The organism is Niabella sp. ZPM-14 (assembly GCF_055693045.2).
In genome coordinates this window covers 74,515-91,850 of sequence record NZ_CM181148.1, presented here as the reverse complement: position 1 = coordinate 91,850, position 17,336 = coordinate 74,515, and the positions used below count along the sequence as shown (strand labels likewise).

General features: G+C 45.7%; 16 protein-coding genes and 1 tRNA gene. 7 read left to right on the top strand and 10 right to left on the bottom strand.

What is annotated here, in order from left to right; all coding sequences use genetic code 11:
• Positions 1 to 49 precede the first annotated feature (49 nt).
• From ACU37H_RS00455 to ACU37H_RS00445, 3 genes are all read left to right on the top strand, one after another.
• Complete coding sequence (locus ACU37H_RS00455) at positions 50 to 412, top strand: response regulator transcription factor (protein ID WP_472702382.1); 363 nt, start codon at positions 50 to 52, stop codon at positions 410 to 412.
• 102 nt (positions 413 to 514) lie between these two features.
• Positions 515 to 1,498 carry a HEAT repeat domain-containing protein gene (locus ACU37H_RS00450; protein WP_472702381.1) on the top strand — a complete coding sequence of 328 codons (984 nt, stop codon included), beginning with the start codon at positions 515 to 517 and terminating at the stop codon, positions 1,496 to 1,498.
• Complete coding sequence (locus ACU37H_RS00445; protein ID WP_472702380.1) at positions 1,495 to 2,931, top strand: glycosyltransferase family 2 protein; 1,437 nt, start codon at positions 1,495 to 1,497, stop codon at positions 2,929 to 2,931. Before ACU37H_RS00450 ends, ACU37H_RS00445 begins: the two co-directional genes overlap by 4 nt.
• Here the strand turns inward: ACU37H_RS00445 and ACU37H_RS00440 are convergent.
• The 6 genes from ACU37H_RS00440 to ACU37H_RS00415 form a co-directional block, all read right to left on the bottom strand.
• Positions 2,928 to 4,175 (bottom strand): YaiO family outer membrane beta-barrel protein, encoded by a 1,248-nt coding sequence (locus tag ACU37H_RS00440; protein ID WP_472702379.1) that lies wholly within the window; start codon positions 4,173 to 4,175, stop codon positions 2,928 to 2,930. The two genes, ACU37H_RS00445 and ACU37H_RS00440, sit on opposite strands and share 4 nt — an antisense overlap.
• 297 nt (positions 4,176 to 4,472) lie before the next feature.
• The gene (locus tag ACU37H_RS00435; protein ID WP_472702378.1) at positions 4,473 to 4,820 is read right to left on the bottom strand and encodes a hypothetical protein; all 348 of its coding nucleotides are present in this window, start codon (positions 4,818 to 4,820) and stop codon (positions 4,473 to 4,475) included.
• Between the two features lie 178 nt (positions 4,821 to 4,998).
• Positions 4,999 to 5,080, bottom strand: a tRNA-Leu gene (locus tag ACU37H_RS00430).
• Positions 5,081 to 5,138: 58 nt separating this feature from the next.
• Positions 5,139 to 6,092: an SPFH domain-containing protein gene (locus ACU37H_RS00425; protein WP_472702377.1), complete on the bottom strand. Its 954-nt coding sequence runs from the start codon at positions 6,090 to 6,092 to the stop codon at positions 5,139 to 5,141.
• Between the two features lie 70 nt (positions 6,093 to 6,162).
• Positions 6,163 to 7,413, bottom strand: a complete 1,251-nt coding sequence (gene pepT / locus ACU37H_RS00420; RefSeq protein ID WP_472702376.1) for a peptidase T — start codon at positions 7,411 to 7,413, stop codon at positions 6,163 to 6,165.
• A gap of 149 nt (positions 7,414 to 7,562) precedes the next feature.
• Positions 7,563 to 8,018 carry an FKBP-type peptidyl-prolyl cis-trans isomerase gene (locus ACU37H_RS00415; protein WP_472702375.1) on the bottom strand — a complete coding sequence of 152 codons (456 nt, stop codon included), beginning with the start codon at positions 8,016 to 8,018 and terminating at the stop codon, positions 7,563 to 7,565.
• A gap of 230 nt (positions 8,019 to 8,248) precedes the next feature.
• Between ACU37H_RS00415 and fmt the strand changes: the two genes are divergently transcribed.
• Together fmt and ACU37H_RS00405 are read left to right on the top strand one after the other, a co-directional pair.
• The gene (gene fmt / locus ACU37H_RS00410; RefSeq protein WP_472702374.1) at positions 8,249 to 9,187 is read left to right on the top strand and encodes a methionyl-tRNA formyltransferase; all 939 of its coding nucleotides are present in this window, start codon (positions 8,249 to 8,251) and stop codon (positions 9,185 to 9,187) included.
• A 93-nt stretch (positions 9,188 to 9,280) separates the two neighbouring features.
• Positions 9,281 to 10,438, top strand: coding sequence for an ATP-binding protein (locus tag ACU37H_RS00405; protein ID WP_472702373.1), 1,158 nt, complete (start codon positions 9,281 to 9,283; stop codon positions 10,436 to 10,438).
• A gap of 16 nt (positions 10,439 to 10,454) precedes the next feature.
• Here the strand turns inward: ACU37H_RS00405 and ACU37H_RS00400 are convergent, their stop codons facing one another.
• Positions 10,455 to 10,928, bottom strand: a complete 474-nt coding sequence (locus ACU37H_RS00400; RefSeq protein WP_472702372.1) for a DinB family protein — start codon at positions 10,926 to 10,928, stop codon at positions 10,455 to 10,457.
• 43 nt (positions 10,929 to 10,971) lie between these two features.
• Positions 10,972 to 12,837 (bottom strand): SH3 domain-containing protein, encoded by a 1,866-nt coding sequence (locus tag ACU37H_RS00395; RefSeq protein ID WP_472702371.1) that lies wholly within the window; start codon positions 12,835 to 12,837, stop codon positions 10,972 to 10,974.
• Between the two features lie 323 nt (positions 12,838 to 13,160).
• On the opposite strand from ACU37H_RS00395, the gene panD reads away from it, so the two are divergent.
• Both panD and ACU37H_RS00385 read left to right on the top strand, forming a co-directional pair.
• Positions 13,161 to 13,505 carry an aspartate 1-decarboxylase gene (gene panD / locus ACU37H_RS00390; protein WP_472702369.1) on the top strand — a complete coding sequence of 115 codons (345 nt, stop codon included), beginning with the start codon at positions 13,161 to 13,163 and terminating at the stop codon, positions 13,503 to 13,505.
• A 44-nt stretch (positions 13,506 to 13,549) separates the two neighbouring features.
• On the top strand, positions 13,550 to 14,527 hold the full coding sequence (locus ACU37H_RS00385; RefSeq protein ID WP_472702368.1) for a lysylphosphatidylglycerol synthase transmembrane domain-containing protein: 978 nt from the start codon (positions 13,550 to 13,552) through the stop codon (positions 14,525 to 14,527).
• Positions 14,528 to 14,576: 49 nt separating this feature from the next.
• Here the strand turns inward: ACU37H_RS00385 and ACU37H_RS00380 are convergent, their stop codons facing one another.
• Both ACU37H_RS00380 and ACU37H_RS00375 read right to left on the bottom strand, forming a co-directional pair.
• Positions 14,577 to 15,947 carry a protein kinase domain-containing protein gene (locus ACU37H_RS00380; RefSeq protein ID WP_472702367.1) on the bottom strand — a complete coding sequence of 457 codons (1,371 nt, stop codon included), beginning with the start codon at positions 15,945 to 15,947 and terminating at the stop codon, positions 14,577 to 14,579.
• An 85-nt stretch (positions 15,948 to 16,032) separates the two neighbouring features.
• Entirely contained in the window at positions 16,033 to 16,938 is a 906-nt protein-coding gene (locus ACU37H_RS00375) for a hypothetical protein (protein ID WP_472702366.1), read from the bottom strand.
• Positions 16,939 to 17,336 lie beyond the last annotated feature (398 nt).

The window sequence follows — 17,336 nt, the reverse complement described above, 5'->3', positions numbered from 1 at the left end:
CAAAGGTATAAAAGATAGAATATTTTACCTGATTAAAACCCTCTTAAACATGGGAAAAGTTTTATTGATAGAGGACGATGCCTTAATTCAGAGAGCAGTAGCGTCTAAATTAAAAAGAGAGGGCTTCGAAATGATCTGTTGCAATGATGGCAAAGAAGGATTGGAGAAGCTGTCGTCCGAATTACCCGACCTGGTGCTTACAGACGTTATGCTACCGTACGTATCGGGCCTGGAAGTGGTTAACGCCGTGAAGACACTGCCCGAAAAACAAGTTAAAGTGATTGTATTCTCCAGCATGGGACAGGAAAAAATTGTACAGGAAGCCTTCGCCCTGGGAGCAGATGATTATATCACTAAACCCTTTAGCCTGAACGAACTTAGCATTCGGATAAAGAAGCAGTTAACTCACTAATCATAGCCTATGAATGGCGGAACTTTTTTTCGCTTTCTCTCCCCGGATCATCTGTATTTCGGTGCTGCAATTTTTGCTGCGCTTACCATCTTTTTGGTAAGCATGATCTACCTTTTTCTTTACATCAAGAAAAAGCGGCACCAGGTAAAGAGCAAGATCACAGATCAATTAAACGATTGGATCAATGAAGCGCTTACAGGCGAAGAATCAGCACCTTTTGCCGTATTGCCCGATTTTTCAACGCACTTTAAGAAAAAGTATATCCGGCAGTTCCTGACCGACACTCTGATCAACTTTAAAAAGAGCATAGCGGGCCATCTGTCCGATAGCGTTGTCGGTTTATATGAAGATATGGGTCTGAAAAAAGATTCCGAGATCAGAATGAAAAGTCGACGATGGCATCTGCGCGCAAGAGGCATCTATGAGCTTTACATGATGCAGCAGCGGAACTCTCTTTCCGATATACTTGATTACACCAATAGCAGCAATGAGTTCGTGAGGATGGAGGCACAGACTGCCATCGTGGGATTGGATGGATTTAAGGGATTGATATTCCTCAACTCGCTGACCTACCCGCTGCACGAATGGCAACAGCTCAAATTGCTGGACCAATTGGATACATTCAATAGTGAGGAAATGCCTCATCTCCCTTCGTGGCTTCAGTCACCAAATAATTACGTGGTACTTTTTGCGCTCAGACTTTCAGAGGTCTACCAGCAATTTAAGGTTCATGACGAAGCCGTACATTGTCTCGGCAACGAAGACCCTAAAATAAGACACCAGGCTATAAAAACGCTGGGCAGCATCGCCGGCGATCATACGCTGCAATTGTTACAGCATCAATACCCTCACGAGCCGGTGGTCAATCAACTCGAAATATTAAGACAGATCGGCATCAATGGATCTGATGACGATATTGCATTTCTTAAACAACGACTGGAAGAAACGGATGACTCCCTCAAACTCGAAGCCGGAAGAGCGATGGTGGCCATTAACAAGCGGCATGTAGCGCTTTTGGAGCAAATGGGACAAACAAATGACACCATCCTGTCTCTGGCCCGTCAAATTAAGTATGAATCAGCATGATGAGCTTCTGGGACATTTTAACGATGATTTTAACCTATGGCATATTCATTTACGCCGCAGTATTGTTGTCGTTCAACATATGGATCGGTTTATACTCCATAGGGGCCACCCGTGAGTATATGCACAAAAATGATATTACAGATTATCGCCTGCTCGCCTCCTCTCCTCACGCGCCTTCCGTGAGTATTCTGGCTCCGGCTTATAATGAAGGTGCCAACATAGTAGAAAATGTGCGGTCACTGCTATCACTTTATTACAGTAACCTTGAAGTGATCATTATCAACGATGGCAGCAAAGATGACAGTCTTCAAAAGCTGACAGAAGCCTATCATCTGGAAAAAATTCCTCATCATGTACAATATAAAATACCGACTAAAGAGATCAGGGGTATTTATAAAAGCCGCAATCCTGCTTACAAAAAGCTGGTAGTAATCGATAAAATAAATGGCGGCAAAGCTGATGCACTCAATGTGGGCATCAACGTATCGGCTAATAACTACATCGTTTGTATTGATGTGGATTGTATATTGGAACAAGACGCTATCCTAAAGATGATCAAGCCTTTTTTAGAAGAAACGGACGCCAAAATAATCGCAACCGGCGGTGTGGTCCGTATTGCAAATTCCTGCATCATTAAAGACGGCAGACTGATCAAGGTAAATCTTCCCCGCAACTATTGGGCTCGATTGCAATCGCTGGAATATATCCGGGCGTTCATCCTCGGACGAATGGCCTGGGCCCGCGTTAATGGGCTGATGCTGATATCCGGAGCATTTGGCGCATTTGATAAAGATATTGCCATTAAGGCCGGTGGTTATAATCACAATACAGTAGGCGAAGACATGGAGCTGGTGGTGCGCATGAGAAGGTATATGGAAGAAAGCAGACAACGCTACAAAGTGGCCTATATACCCGATCCGCTCTGCTGGACCGAGGCGCCGGCTAATACCAAAATATTAGGACGTCAGCGCAACCGTTGGACCCGGGGAACGATTGAGACGCTGAGGTTTCACAAGATTATGTTCTTCAACCCCCGCTATGGTTTGCTGGGCATGTTAAGTTATCCTTATTGGTTTTTCTTTGAAATGATGGCGCCGTTGATTGAAGCCTTTGGCCTGTTGGCCTTCGTTCTCATGGTCGTCTTTCAACTGATCAACTGGCATATGTTCCTGGCATTGCTTGCCTTTATCATTTCCTTTGGCTACCTGTATTCAGCCTTCGCCGCTTACATGGAAGCGACCACCTATAACATGTACAGGCGTCGCACTGATATGATGAAGCTGCTTCTCGTGGCCCTTACCGAGCCCTTTGTATTTCACCCATTCGTTGTGTGGGCCGCTGTCAAAGGATATATCGATTATTTACGCAAGAAGAAAGGCTGGGGAGAGATGACCCGACAGGGATTTGGCGCTGCAACACCTAAAAAAAATTAAAACCGTCGGATGTATCCCAATCCGAATTGCCATTGGTTGCCCGTCTGCCCCGGCAAATATTCCTGGTTCATCAAGGAGACATTAGCCGTGATAATATTCAATCGCTGTATGGAATAGCGGCCGTTGATCTCGCCATTATAATTGCGCATCTTAAAATCGCTGTTTAACTGAACGTTACTCCTGGCATCATCGGGTGATAAACCGGAACCCAATTGAATACCCAGGTAATCATTGGCCCCTCCAAAGTAATAACGGGCGAGAACACTGTAAGATTGAGTTATAGTGCTGGTTTGAGGCGTTAAAAAAGCCCTGGCTCCAAATAGAAAGCTATTGTAATATTTGCCGCCATACACCGTGTACATAAACACATCCCTGTTGAAATAAAGGTACCGTACACCCAGTTCTGCTTCAAATGCCAGAGGAAGGTTGGCAAACAGGGATGCGCCGGCTTTCCACCTCGGGAAAATACGTTCGTTATCTGAGTAACCGAGGTTTAAATAGCCATAAAACGTTTTTGAAAACCGCGGATACGATTCCAGCTCGTATTGCACGCCGTTACTATTAAACCGGCTTGCATAGTTGACCCTGGCCGTAAACGGACCGGCGTTGGTGTTCCTGGTATAATCCAACGTAGCGAGATGCCAGGGGTCGGGAAATTGCTTGTCAAAATAAATATAGTCATATCGAATGCCTATCCCGTTGCGGGCAACATGATCCTGAATCTGAACAGCGAGCCGGCGGGCTTCCGCATTTTTTCGGTTGATCCGCAACAAGGAGTCGACCACCGGAATCGCTTCTGCATATTCCTTCCGGGCATTAAGAATTCGCGCCTTGCGAAGCAATAAAGCCTCCGATGCTGGTTGCACCTGCAGGCCATTGTTAACAACAGAAAGAGCTGATTCATAATTTCCGGACCAATATTCCATGTCGGAAAAGCCTACAAAAACATCTTCTGATTCGGGTTGTTGCCGCAGGGCCTCATTGAAATAGAAGCGTGCGCTGTCTGCCTGCTTATTCCATGTATAAGCCCTGGCCAAAAAAATAACGGCGTCGGTATACCCGGGGTTGATATCCAGGATAGCTCTCGAGAGACGTATTGCCGTTTCATAATCCTTGCGCTCAAAAGCAGCATCGCGGGCCACTTTAAAAAGACTGTCTGCATTCTGCGCCTGCGAAGTGGCGCAGAGGCTGGCCAGACTGATGAATATCAGTAAAAGGTGCTGGTTTAGAATTCTTTTCTTCATTAAAATTGCTACTCAATAGGTATTGAAAATATGTTCAAAGCTCGGGCGAAGACAGAACCTGTTTAGATGCAGCATTCCGTCTGTTCATCAAAAGTAAATGAAACATCAAACAAATAAAAGTAAGATTGTTTGCAAAAAACAAGAGATAGCTAAATTCTCAATGATCTGTTTTCGCGGCTTTAGCTTATTTACGTTTCTTACCGGCGAATCTCAGGCATGTTGTTTTGAGTGGGAAGGCAACAACGCCAATGGCAACAAGCTTATTGAGGTGAGACACAGGTTTGCGAACTTACCCTATCATTTGCAGAATGCTTCTCCCAATAAAATACCATATGCATTGTCGCGATTTGGGTCGTTTGAAGAGTTTACCTTAACAACCTTTACTCTGTTTGCGCTAGCTCCACTTTCCCTTAAAAGCTGACAGAGGTATTCTGCATAACCGTTGCGGTTTGTCCCATCATCTTCTACACTGGCATACAAAACACCGGCATCCGTTATGTGAGCATCTTTTACTCTCGGTTCACCCTTAATCTCGTTTAAAGCTGCTTTATTTCCTGGATCATCCTGAATTTTTGATTTTCCGCTACATGAGCATGAAGACAAGATTATTAAAGCAATGAGTACTATATAGTTTCTGATTCGCATAAATGAGGATTTAAGCTTATTAAGAATTGGTTATTAAAAAAGAACTGTTCTTGGAATAATAAACAAATCCTGCTGACAACATCTAATTAAAGGGAATGAAAAATCCGACTCCCTCTCCAAAAGCCTTATCTGCATTAAGTTTCACGCATAAAAAAGCCCCGCAAATTGCGGGGCTTTGTGCCCGGGACTGGATTCGAACCAGCACACCTCGCGGCGCCGCCACCTGAAGACGGTGCGTCTACCAATTTCGCCACCCGGGCGTCCCGTTTATTGGGGTGGCAAAGCTACTAAAAAATTTTATTCAAACGCTATTTAATTTCAGGATTTTTGAAACTTATTATCATCATCCCCGGTGCCGGCCGGACGCATCATCAACCCCTGAAATTGCTTCATCGTTTTTTCCATTCCTTCCGTGCTGCCATCGAGGAAAATGACATTGCCTTTTCCATATTCCGCAAAATTCTTGATGGCTTCCGTCCACATGCTAAAGAGAATAAAATTCGTATCCAGGTTGGCTTGTCTCAGCTCCGTAGCCGCAGACGACATCCCCTTTGCCACTTCTTCCCTGAATAAGGCAATACCCTGCCCGCGAAGCTTGGCAGCTTCCCTTTCGGCCTCCGCACTGATCTTTATCGCGTTTCCTTCTGCTTCAGCAGATTTTGTTTTGGTGATCAGCAAAGCCTGGCCCTCGTTCTCAGCTGCCGCCTTCAGGTTATTACTCGCCACCACTTTACTCATCGAGTCCAGGATCATCTTATCAAAAGTAATATCATTGATCTGCAGGTCCTGCAGGTGGAAGCCCCACTCCTCCAGCGTTTGATCGATCTCGACCTTTACGTATTGCACAATCTCGCGGCGCAAGCCCAACACTTCCGCCTGTTTCTTGGTGGCTACGAAAGAACGCACATTACCTTCAATCGTTTTGATAAGCGCCTGCATCAGGTCCCTGTCGCTGATAAATTTAAAAGCGACCTTCTTGATCGTACCTTCATCTTCATTTTGCACGGCGTACAATAACATCGCCTTAAAGTAAACGTTAGCCTGATCCTGGGTCACCGCCTGAAATTCCAGCTCTACCGAGCGGTTTTGGGTAGACACTCTTTTGAATAACTGTTCGATGAGAGGAATCTTGAAACGCAGGCCCGGCCGGGCGATGCGCTGGTATTTACCAAACATGGTGATCACACCAATGTATCCCTGGTTGATCGTAAAGAGTCCGCTAAAAACAATGATGAGGATGACCAACACCCACCAATAGCTTAGAAATTCCATAATGTTTCAGTTTTGTATTAATATAATCGGAAAAAATCTTGATTGCGAACGGTTGCCGGTCAGGCGGAGCTTACTCACTCTTCTCTTCCCAAACCTGCACCAGGTGTATCAGCACGTCAACAGATTTCTGCATGTCCTGAACACTTACATATTCATGCTTTCCGTGAAAGGCCATTTCTCCGGTGAAAATATCAGGGCAGGGCAAGCCCATAAACGAAAGGCGCGATCCATCGGTACCTCCCCTTGCGCTGTCGGGCTTAAAGACCACATCGGCACGGCTCATGGCTTCTTTCACATACTCGCCAATGTGCGGATGATCTTTCAGCACGTCTTTCATATTCCGGTATTGTTCCCGGCTTTCAAATGTATAAGAAGCGCCTTCATAACGACCCGTCGCTTGTTTGGCAAACTGTTCGAGCCGCTTTTCATGTAATGCTAATGTCGAAGTATCGAAATCCCGGACGATAAACTCTACCACCGCTTTTTCCACAGTTCCTTCTACCTGCACGGGATGTACAAACCCTTCTCTTTTTTCAGTCGTTTCAGGGCTGAAAGTATCCTTTGGCAGCAGGTCCAGGAAAGTACCGGCCACTTTTAAGGCATTAACCAGTTTCCCCTTGGCGTAACCCGGATGCGCGCTGATACCATGAAACGTAACGGTGACGCCGTTGGCACTGAAGGTCTCGTCTGTATAAGTGCCGCGCTTACCGCCATCGAGCGTATAGCCAAAAGAGGCACCCAGCTTTTTCATATCGACATGATCGACGCCGTGGCCTATCTCCTCGTCAGGTGTAAATAATATCCTGATGTCTCCATGCGGGATATCAGGATGGGTCATCAGGAACTGCGCCAGGTCCATAATGATAGCTACGCCTGCCTTATCATCTGCACCCAACAAAGTAGTACCGGAGGCAGTGATAATATCTTCTCCGATCTTCTTTTTAAGATAGGAATGCTGACGAACGGAAATAACCTGTGTAGGATCGTCGGGCAATACGATATCTTTTCCATCATAATTTTCATGGACGATCGGCACCACGCCTGTTCCCGAGCAATCGGACGATGTGTCTACATGGCTGCAAAAACAAATCACCGGTACATTTTTGGACGAGGTAGCAGGGATCGTTGCGTATACATATCCATACTCATCGAGATGAGCATCCGCCACACCCAGGGCTTGTAACTCGTCCACCAGCAGCCGGCTGAGATCTTTTTGCTTCCCGGTGGATGGGAAGCTGGTGGAGTGAGGATCGCTTTGCGTATCGATGGTTACGTACTTCAAAAAGCGCTTCGCAACACTATAATCATAATCACTGGTCATTCCTAATAGTTTAAATTCGTATTTTTCAGGTTCCCTGCAAATTTACGGTGACCGGAGCACACTGTTCTGATTATTATCGATCTATAAAAAAACCTCAAAGTATGATTCGTTCACACCCTGAGGTTCATTTTATTTTTTTGTCATTGCTGTTAAGGAGTGATAATTAACGGGCTTCCTCCGTCGATGCTCACCAGTTCCAGGTCAAATACCAGGTCCTTGCCAGCCAGCGGATGGTTGCCATCGAGGGTCACCGCATCTTCTTTGATCTCTACCACTACTACCTGGAATTGCTGTCCGCTGGGATCGCTCATCACCAGGGGCATTCCTACTTCCAGCTGCATATCTTCCGGGAAACGGTCTTTCGGCATATCAATAAGCATGTCAGGATTCTGAGGTCCGTACGCTTCATCTACCGGGATGTTGATCGTTTTCTTTTCACCAACCGCCATTCCGGTAACGCCATCGTCAAAGCCTTTGATCACCATACCACTTCCTACTTCAAACTCAAGCGGGTCGCGGCCCTCTGAGCTATCAAAGGTTTCGCCGGTAGTCAGTTTTCCGTGATAATGTACTTTTACCTTATCGCCTTTTTTTACTTGTTGCATTGTTTTCAATTTGATATTAGTGAATATGTATAATGATACCACGCTGTTGCCCGCCCCTCTATTATGCGATCGATGCCGGGGCCGTTGCATCAGGTTTCCGGAAACAACTTCTCACAAAACTGCGATGAAAAGTGACCGGAGGCATATCAGCTCGTATCTGCTAAGCCGAAGGTAGCCTTTTTTAACTTCCAGCCTAATTTTTCTCATAAAAGGATGCGATATTCGCGCATATGAGCGAGGGTAATTACAAAAGTTTAAGAATTATTTATATGGGCACCCCCGAGTTTGCCGTGGCCAGTCTCGACGCCCTGGTAAAGGCAGGCTGCCATATCGTGGCGGTAATCACAGCGCCTGATAAACCAGCCGGGCGCGGAATGGAACTGCAGCAAAGTGCCGTAAAAAAATATGCATCGGGCAAAGACCTTCCTGTGCTCCAACCGGAAAAACTGAGAGATCCCTCATTCATTGCTCAACTGAAGGCATTGGAGGCCGATCTGCAAATCTGCGTAGCCTTTCGCATGTTGCCGGAAATCGTTTGGAATATGCCACCGATGGGCACTATTAACCTACATGGCTCATTGTTGCCACGCTACCGCGGTGCAGCCCCTATCAATTGGGCCATTATCAATGGAGAGAAAGAGACGGGCGTGACCACCTTTAAGCTGAAGCACGAAATAGATACAGGTGATATCCTCATGCAGAAAGGATTTCCCATACTCGAGGACGACACGGCCGGAACCGTTCATGATAAGATGATGCACATCGGCGCAGACTTGCTCGTGGAGACGGTGAAAGGACTTGCCAGCGGTGAGTTAAAAGAGATGCCACAACTGATCTCTACCAATGAAACCCTGCGTCATGCGCCCAAGATCTTTACAGAGACCTGCCTGATCGACGCGAACAAGCCGGTGGATGAGGTTTACAACCTGGTGAGAGGTTTGTCGCCCTACCCTGCTGCCTTTACACATTTCAATGGAAAAAAACTGAAGATATTTCGCGCTTCAAAAGCCGGGGGCGAGCCAGTGACTGCGCCCGGTACATTTGACACCGATCAAAAAACATTTCTTCGTTTAGCCTGTGCCGATGCCTATCTCGACCTGCTGGATATTCAATTGGAAGGTAAAAAAAGAATGGGCGTAGCAGATTTCCTAAGAGGCTATCGTTTTTAACTTTTACAAATCTGGAGCAGACTCCATTTTTGCAATTTTTTGCAAATCTGGAATTCACTCCATTTTTGCATATTTTTGCAAAAATGGAATTTCATGATTTCAAGAAGCATTGTTTCCGCCGCTAAAGAATCTCTGTCACAATTCAGGGCGTTATGTGTAACGGGTCCGAGACAAAGTGGAAAGACTACGTTAAGTAAATTACTTTGTCCGGATAAGGCCTACATTAACTTTGAAAACCCCTTGGTGCAAAATGAGGCTTTGAAGAACGTTGCTGCTTTTCTCAATCGTTATAAGCAGGGCGCCATACTGGATGAAGTGCAGCGAGTGCCCGATCTGCTTCGATATCTTCAAATACTCCTGGATAAAAACACCCGGCGTGGACAGTTTGTGCTAACCGGTTCTAATAACTTTTTACTGCAAGAACAAATTTCCCAGTCGCTGGCAGGACGCGCCGGGTATATTTCCCTGCTTCCTTTAAGTTACGACGAGCTACAAAACGCAAAGCTCAATGAAGACAATATCGCGAAACATATATTGACAGGTGGTTATCCGGAGATATGGCAGGAAAAATTAAAACCTCAAATATGGATGAACAGCTATATACAAACCTATGTACAGCGGGATGTGCGTCTTTTGAAAAACATCAATAACCTGGCTGCATTTAATCGATTTCTTTACTTATGCGCCAATTACGCAGGACAGATCGTGAACCGGGATGAATTGGCAAAACAAGTGGGTGTTGATACGAAAACCATTCTTTCCTGGCTGGGGGTGCTGGAAAGCAGCTACATTATTTTCTTACTGCAACCCTGGTATAATAATCTAAATAAACGCATCCTTAAAAGCCCGAAACTGTACTTTTATGATACAGGTTTATTGTGCAGTTTACTCGGCATCAGCAATATAACCAACCTCAAAAAGCATAATGCATATGGAGCGCTTTTCGAAAACTGGATCATCACTGAAATAAAGAAAAATAGTTTCAATAAAGGAATAGCAGAAGGAATGTACTACTTCCGGGACAGCGCCGGCAATGAGATAGACCTTGTTTATGAAAAAGATGGTCAACCTATTGCAATCGAAATCAAGTCAGCCAAAAAGATCACCTCTGCGATGTTTACAGGTTTGAAATTCTGGCAAAAAAACAATCCGCTCTCTCCGACCGGCATATTGATATATGGTGGTGATACATCAACCGTCATTAATGAACAAACCAGCGTTCTTTCATGGAAGGAAATTGGTGATGTATAAAATTGTATATTAACGGCTATATATCGGTCTGGATCAGCTTCCGTATCAACACGATCTGACCCAGGTGATAATAGCTGTGTTCAATCACGCTTTCAATATTTCGCTGAACGCTTCCGTACTGAGGATCTATAAAAGGCGCTTCCCATTTCTCGTCGTCCATAGACTCAACCAGGCGGATCAATTGTTCTGCATTGCTGCAAAGATCACTCACCAGTTTATGCCACTGTTCTTCCGAGCTCAATGCGGGCATATGAAAGCTCAGCGAATCATGGATATCGAGCTTGCCGGTTTCAAAGGCCCGTAATAAACCGTCGAGATAGTAGTTGATATGAAACGTAAGCGCAGCAATGGTATTCAGACTACCGACTTTTTGAATGGCCTGCCGGTAATCGGTAGCGAGAAGCTGTTCTTTATAATTGGTGTTGGCAATCCATCGTCCGTCGAGGTATACCTCCCGGAGTCTCTTTGCCACTAAACGACTTCTGTCCATAACCTGCGCTGGTTTAGAAAGCCGATGAAGAAAATGCCGGCTCTTAATAAATGACTTTTACACTAAACTTATCAATGTTCTCAGTTTCGAGTTTCCTGGCCGCTGCCTCGCTGATCCGCACATCAAACCCTTCGCTGTATTGTACGCCTTTCATCTTACCGAGCACTTTGGCATAGACCATTTTATTATTAGCCGGATTGGTAATCTTGACTAAAGTTCCTGGTGCCACGTCATCCATCAACAGGTAGTATTTACCATCGTTCCAGCCCCTGTCGGTTTTAAAAATCCCGGAAGCAAATGTTTTCTCCGATGTAAAATTCGGATTCACTGATCTTTCATAGTCCTTTTTAAAATATCCGGTTTCGTCAGGCGCCGCGCTGGATTCGTTCTCATTTTTCGCCGTTATCTTTTCAGCCACCAAGGCAGCTGCTTTGTCCGCTTCTTCCTGCTTCCTCGCTGCCACAGCCGCCGCGCTTTCCTGTGCCGCAGCTTCCGCCGCCTGTTTTTCGGATTCTAACTGAGCCAGCGAAGGCTGACCGTCTACTGACAAAAATTTTGAGGCAATAAACCCTTGAGATCCTTCTCCCATGCGTATTTCAGACCATTCACTATCCACTTTTTTAACGAAGGTCAACACCTCATCCTGCTGCGCAATACCTACGACTTCCTGGTCGGTAGATGGACCTTTGCGGATATTGATATTAGAACCATATACTTTTGCCGCTTTGGTAGATACCGCTTTCTTCACTGCTTCCCTTTTGTCGGCAGTTTCTACAAATTGAGAAGCAATATATCCTTCGTTGCCGTCCTTGGTCCGGATCTGGGTCCATTCGCCGCTGTTTTTCAACACGGTCACCACTTCGTCCTGCTGCGCTACGCCCACCACATCCTGATCGGTTGAAGGGCCTTTACGAATATTGATATTAGTACCTGAAATGATCGCCGTTTTTAAATCCACCTCCTTCTTCGGTGTCGCCACCTTCTTACCATCGGCTTGTACGAATTGCGAAGCTATAAAGCCTTCGTTGCCCTCTTTGGTGCGGATCTGAGTCCATTCGCTATTGCTCTTCAGGACGGTCACCACTTCATCCAGCTGTGCGACGCCTACTACGTCCTGGTCTGTCGACGGACCTTTACGAATATTAATATTAGTACCCGTGATCGTAGCGGTCTTCAGTGCCACCTCTTTTTTGGATTCGGCTTTTTGAGTGCCGGCTTGTACAAACTGAGAAGCGATAAAACCTTCAGTACCGTCTTTGGTTCTTATGGAAGTCCACTCGCTGTTGACTTTCTTCACAATGTCGACGATATCGTTTTCCTGGGCAACACCCACCACATCCTGGTCGGTAGATGGGCCTTTGCGGATATTGATGTTGGTGCCGGTGATCGTACCCTGAGTAGCACTATTCCTCGTGCTTTTTGATGTTTCTTTTGGCTGATCGGCCGTAGCAGTAGCCACTTCATCGCCTACGCCTTTAGGAAGATAGCCTACGATAATCTCCTGCCCCTTCTTCACATTTTGTCCCTCTTTCAGATCGTTCCAGATCATGATATTTTTTACCGGCATTTTGTTGAACCGGTTGCTTACCGCATTCAGGTTTTCCTTTCCTTCTATCACATAATAGACCGGAGCTCCTGTGCCAAACCGGGTTTGCTCGAGTGACTGAAGGGGAATCTTCAATTTCTGGCCAATATTCAGGCCTGCATTTTTCTCCAGCTTGTTGGCAGCAGCCAAATCGCCGATATCTACTTTATATAAGCGGGCAATGGAATACAAGCCTTCTTTCGGCTGCACTTCATGCACAATCGTCGCTCCTCTACCTGATTTTGTTGCTACAATTTTTCCGCTTTGCGCGATAGCTAGTCCTGATGCAAAAACAAATCCTGCCAATAAAAAAAACTTCTTCATAACTAAATACTAACCTGTTTTGTGCCCGCAATTTACATAATCTAAACGGGTGGGCGCATGGTATTTTATTAAATATGTATCAAACGTACAATATTTTAAAGACGCCTAAAATTACACAAATGAACTATAAAACCTTCGCAAAGCGATTGATGGACAGTCGCAATCGTCAAATTATAAGATAAAATTAAGTAATCGCTCTTTGAACTGCCTGAAACTGACGGACATTTTCGTCCGGGACCGGCTTGAGCACCCCAACAATAACTTTTTGGGATAAATAGTGTTATTTATAGAGTCTGTTATTAAATAATTACCTTTGCGCCGCTATGCAAATAGAAGTTTTAAAATCCAAGATCCATCGTGTTACCCTCACCGAGGCTAACCTGGATTATATGGGTAGTATCACGATAGATGAAGATCTGATGGATGCTGCCGGCATCATTGAGAATGAAAAAGTTCAGGTGGTGAACGTGAACAACGGCGAACGCCTGGAAACCTACGTGATCCGTGGTAAACGGGGCAGCGGAACCATTTGTCTGAACGGACCCGCAGCCCGTAAGGGAATGGCCGGAGATATCATCGTGATCATCTCTTATGCAATCATGGACTTTGAGGAAGCCAAAAAACATCAGCCAAAGGTCATTTTCCCTAAAACCGGCAACCAACTGTAAATCCTCTTCCTGTCAACTTCATGCCCAAAAAAGCAGCAACCATATTGCAGTATACGTTTTTTTTGGGGCTGGGCGTCTTTCTGGTCTGGTGGTCTTTGAAAGGCCTGACAGCGGAAGACCGGCAGTATATTTCAGCGGCATTAGCCAAAGCTGACTTCGGCCTGGTGATTCCCGGACTGATCGTATTACTTGCGAGCCACTGGGTCCGCGCCCTGAGGTGGCGGCTCATCATTGAACCATTGGGCCACCGGCCTTCCCGCGCCAATACATTTTTTGCTGTGATGGTCGGCTATCTGGCCAACCAGGCTCTGCCCAGGCTGGGTGAAGTATTGCGTTGCAGTACCTTAACACGCTACGAAAAAATTCCGCTCGATAAACTGGTAGGCACCGTAATACTGGAACGATTGGTAGACGCCCTCTGCCTCGGCCTGTTATTCGTGCTGGCATTGTTATCCCAACCCGACCTGTATCAACATATTCTCGACACATTCTTTCCATCGAAGGCCGCTGCAGACCGCGGCAACCTGCTGATGTTTGCCGGATTGGGATTGCTGGGCCTGATGATCATCGTGTGGCTTTGGATGGTGATCACCCGGAAAAAATGGTCGGATCTTACCGGCCTGTTTAAAAAGATCTTATTCCATATCTGGCAGGGCTTTGCTTCGATCCGGTCCCTGAAACGCCCGTGGACATTCATTTTATACAGCGTCATCATTTGGGGACTGTATACTTTGAGCGTTTATATCGGATTCTTAATGATTGAGGAAACGCGGCATTTCGGCTGGGCAGAAGCAGTCACCGTTCTTTGTGCGGGCAGCCTGGGCATGATCGCCACGCCCGGAGGCGTTGGAGCTTACGCGTTTTTAGTACAAAAGACCATGACCTTATATGAGCTAAACGCCGGTCTGGGCCTCGCTTTGGGCTGGTTGCTCTGGCTCGTGCAGGTGGCAGTGGTACTCATCGTGGGCGGATTGAGCCTGATCTCGCTGCCGCTGTATAACCGGAGAAGAAAAATATCCTGAGCCGAAAGACCTCACAGGTTTTGAAACCTGTGAGGTTCCGTTCCCGGCACTACTCATGAAAAATAATCTTCGTATTACCCACCCAGAAATAATCTCCGTCTTTCAGGTTTACTCTCACATGCGGTTGTAACCGCTGCGTGTTTTTATCCGTATTATAAAAAGTACCGTTTTTGCTGGGTCCGTTATCGCCCAGTTGATAGAGGTATTTCCCGGTCTCCAGCTGCCGTCTCGTGATCTGGCAATGATTCTTCGAAATAAATTTGTCTGCTGTGTCGATCGCAAAATCCGCCACCTCGTTGCCGCTACCCTCACTTTTACGACCGATCACAACCAGGTCCTGGTCCAATACCCGGCGCTGCGCTTCGGTTAGAAAATTAGGAACCACTTCCAGGTAGGCAACGCCCGGAAGAACATTATCACCTGACATGGGATCAATGTCAATAATACGGAGCGGTGGTTCATCCGCCACCGGGATCTGCACATTGCCTTCAATACCGTCATAATAAAACTGGCTAAGCTCACGCCCGGTTTTGAACCGGTTTTGCGGATCTTTCTCGAGGCATTTTTTAACCAGCAGCTCCAGCCACTCGGGTATGTCGCATTCGTCGCGACTGCCCGCCACATGCGTGAGCAGCATATGGATCCGCTTTTCACACATATCAGGAATGGCAGCCGTTTTATGTTTCTCTTCCAGCTCGATCATTTCGCCCGTCGTTTTGTAATCCTTCACGGGAAACGGCACCGTGCCCGTCAGCAATTCGTAGATAACGATCCCCAGGCTGTAAATATCTGACGGTGCGTCGATCATACTACCGCTCCATTTTTCAGGAGATTTGTATTCCGCCATTCCCTCTTCCTTCTTGCTATGACGCACGGCATCGGGATCTGAAAAAGATAACCCGAAATCAATGAGCACATACCGGTTCGTACCGTCTGCATTCTTTGTACGGATGATATTTTTCGGATTGATATCATTATGGATCACCGCATTTCTCCTGCGAAATACGGAGTCATCGCCGGGGTTGCTATACCCTGGTAAATAGTAATGGTGGCAATAGTTGAGAGCGCCCGCAATCTGTTCGATCAGGTCCAGTGTATCTTCGATCGAAAAGAACTTTTCCTTTTTAAGGATCGCTTCAAGCGTTTCACCATCTATGAATTCCATCTCCAACGATGGCTTGTGATCGATAATGAGCTCTTCATAAACATTGACGATATTGGGATGATCCAGCTTCTTCAGGATGTCCACTTCCTCCTTAAAATCCTGATAGGCTTTTTCGGCTTCATTTTCGATCGTAAGATCGAGTTGTTTCAGTGCCACAATATCGCCGTCCGCTTTCCTGCGGGCTTTGAAAACGGCAGAAAAACCGCCATGGCCCAATACTTTCAAAATATCATATGAAGTGGCTAATTCTGTCATAATGCTGTTATTTCACACAATCAATATAAAAAAGACAAGACCGCAGGTGTGACCTGTTTCATGCCTGCGCCAATACAATGCGGGATTAGGTCGCTGCTTCCTGCTGAATCACCTGGAACTCGAGTACGATCTTATCATTAAAGCATATCGAGTCACCGTCTTTCAACACATGCGGCACGGCTGATTGATTGAGACTGACACCGGCATAATCATTATTGCTGGTGTTGTATATTTTTATCTTGTGAGATGGATTGTTCAAAAATTTGGACCGGTATATTTTAAATGCGCCGAGGTCCTTGTCGAAGACAATCAGCGCATGCGAGCGGCTGATATAATTGTTAATCTTATACGCTTCCTCCTCTTTTTCTTCCACACCGATAAAGGCAATATCGTTATGGATCTTAGGCCCGTTATCAATCTTGGGATCCTTGCACCGGCCGATGAAATAAGTTTTGCCCGTCGGCTCCAGTGTATATTCGGGTTCCCAGGTAATGCCTTCTGTCGCGATAACCCGGGCTTTGATCTTGCGCAATGTTTCACCGGGCGTTAGTACCTCCACCCCAATGCCGTCGGTGATCCGGGTTACTTTATCGGCCAGCGGAGACTCGTGCAGCACCTCAACAGAAAGGTCTTCCTTATAATCGATACTTTTAGATTTGAAAGTCCGCTTGATCTGCTTCAGGAAATCAGCGTCTCCGGTCAATGCTTTCAACGCTACATTTTCCACCGAGCTGTCAGCAAAACGGGAATGAAACACCAATCCCGACACGCGGCTATTGCCATGACTTAACATCTTCACGCGGTTGCCGATGGCGCCAATAGCTACCTCTTTCAACTCCTCAATATTCTCGAGCTTCGACGTTAGTTTTTGGCGGGCATTGCTGGGCCCTTGCTCATGCTGCCGCTCTGATACAGGCGCTTCTTCTGAAGGCGCCTCATCGGCATTCAGTTTATCTGATAATTGCTGTATTTTCTTTTTTAACCAATTCATATTAATAGGTTGAATTAAAGTTGAACGGTAGTTGAATATGGTTTAATAAGGTTGAACAGTTGTTGAGTATAGTTTAATAAACATTCACATTCAACAACCATAAACCATGATTCAACAATATTCAACCACTCATTTAATGCCTCATTTAAAATTGTTACAATCGGATTTAAGTTGAACAGTTGTTGAACGTAGTTGAGTATAGTTTAATAAACATTCACATTCAACAACCATAAACCATGATTCAACAATATTCAACCACTCATTTAATGCCTCATTTAAAATTGTTACAATCGGATTTAAGTTGAACAGTTGTTGAACGTAGTTGAGTATAGTTTAATAAACATTCACATTCAACCACATTAAACCATCATTAAACAATATTCAACCATTCATCTAAT

What these genes read in the sequence shown, in the direction of transcription:
- ACU37H_RS00455 (WP_472702382.1), top strand. Translation starts at nt 50, where the DNA reads ATGGGAAAAGTTTTATTGATAGAGGACGATGCCTTAATTCAGAGAGCA.
- ACU37H_RS00450 (WP_472702381.1), top strand. Translation starts at nt 515, where the DNA reads ATGATCTACCTTTTTCTTTACATCAAGAAAAAGCGGCACCAGGTAAAG.
- ACU37H_RS00445 (WP_472702380.1), top strand. Translation starts at nt 1,495, where the DNA reads ATGATGAGCTTCTGGGACATTTTAACGATGATTTTAACCTATGGCATA.
- ACU37H_RS00440 (WP_472702379.1), bottom strand. Translation starts at nt 4,175, where the DNA reads ATGAAGAAAAGAATTCTAAACCAGCACCTTTTACTGATATTCATCAGT.
- ACU37H_RS00435 (WP_472702378.1), bottom strand. Translation starts at nt 4,820, where the DNA reads ATGCGAATCAGAAACTATATAGTACTCATTGCTTTAATAATCTTGTCT.
- ACU37H_RS00425 (WP_472702377.1), bottom strand. Translation starts at nt 6,092, where the DNA reads ATGGAATTTCTAAGCTATTGGTGGGTGTTGGTCATCCTCATCATTGTT.
- pepT (WP_472702376.1), bottom strand. Translation starts at nt 7,413, where the DNA reads ATGACCAGTGATTATGATTATAGTGTTGCGAAGCGCTTTTTGAAGTAC.
- ACU37H_RS00415 (WP_472702375.1), bottom strand. Translation starts at nt 8,018, where the DNA reads ATGCAACAAGTAAAAAAAGGCGATAAGGTAAAAGTACATTATCACGGA.
- fmt (WP_472702374.1), top strand. Translation starts at nt 8,249, where the DNA reads ATGAGCGAGGGTAATTACAAAAGTTTAAGAATTATTTATATGGGCACC.
- ACU37H_RS00405 (WP_472702373.1), top strand. Translation starts at nt 9,281, where the DNA reads ATGATTTCAAGAAGCATTGTTTCCGCCGCTAAAGAATCTCTGTCACAA.
- ACU37H_RS00400 (WP_472702372.1), bottom strand. Translation starts at nt 10,928, where the DNA reads ATGGACAGAAGTCGTTTAGTGGCAAAGAGACTCCGGGAGGTATACCTC.
- ACU37H_RS00395 (WP_472702371.1), bottom strand. Translation starts at nt 12,837, where the DNA reads ATGAAGAAGTTTTTTTTATTGGCAGGATTTGTTTTTGCATCAGGACTA.
- panD (WP_472702369.1), top strand. Translation starts at nt 13,161, where the DNA reads ATGCAAATAGAAGTTTTAAAATCCAAGATCCATCGTGTTACCCTCACC.
- ACU37H_RS00380 (WP_472702367.1), bottom strand. Translation starts at nt 15,947, where the DNA reads ATGACAGAATTAGCCACTTCATATGATATTTTGAAAGTATTGGGCCAT.
- ACU37H_RS00375 (WP_472702366.1), bottom strand. Translation starts at nt 16,938, where the DNA reads ATGAATTGGTTAAAAAAGAAAATACAGCAATTATCAGATAAACTGAAT.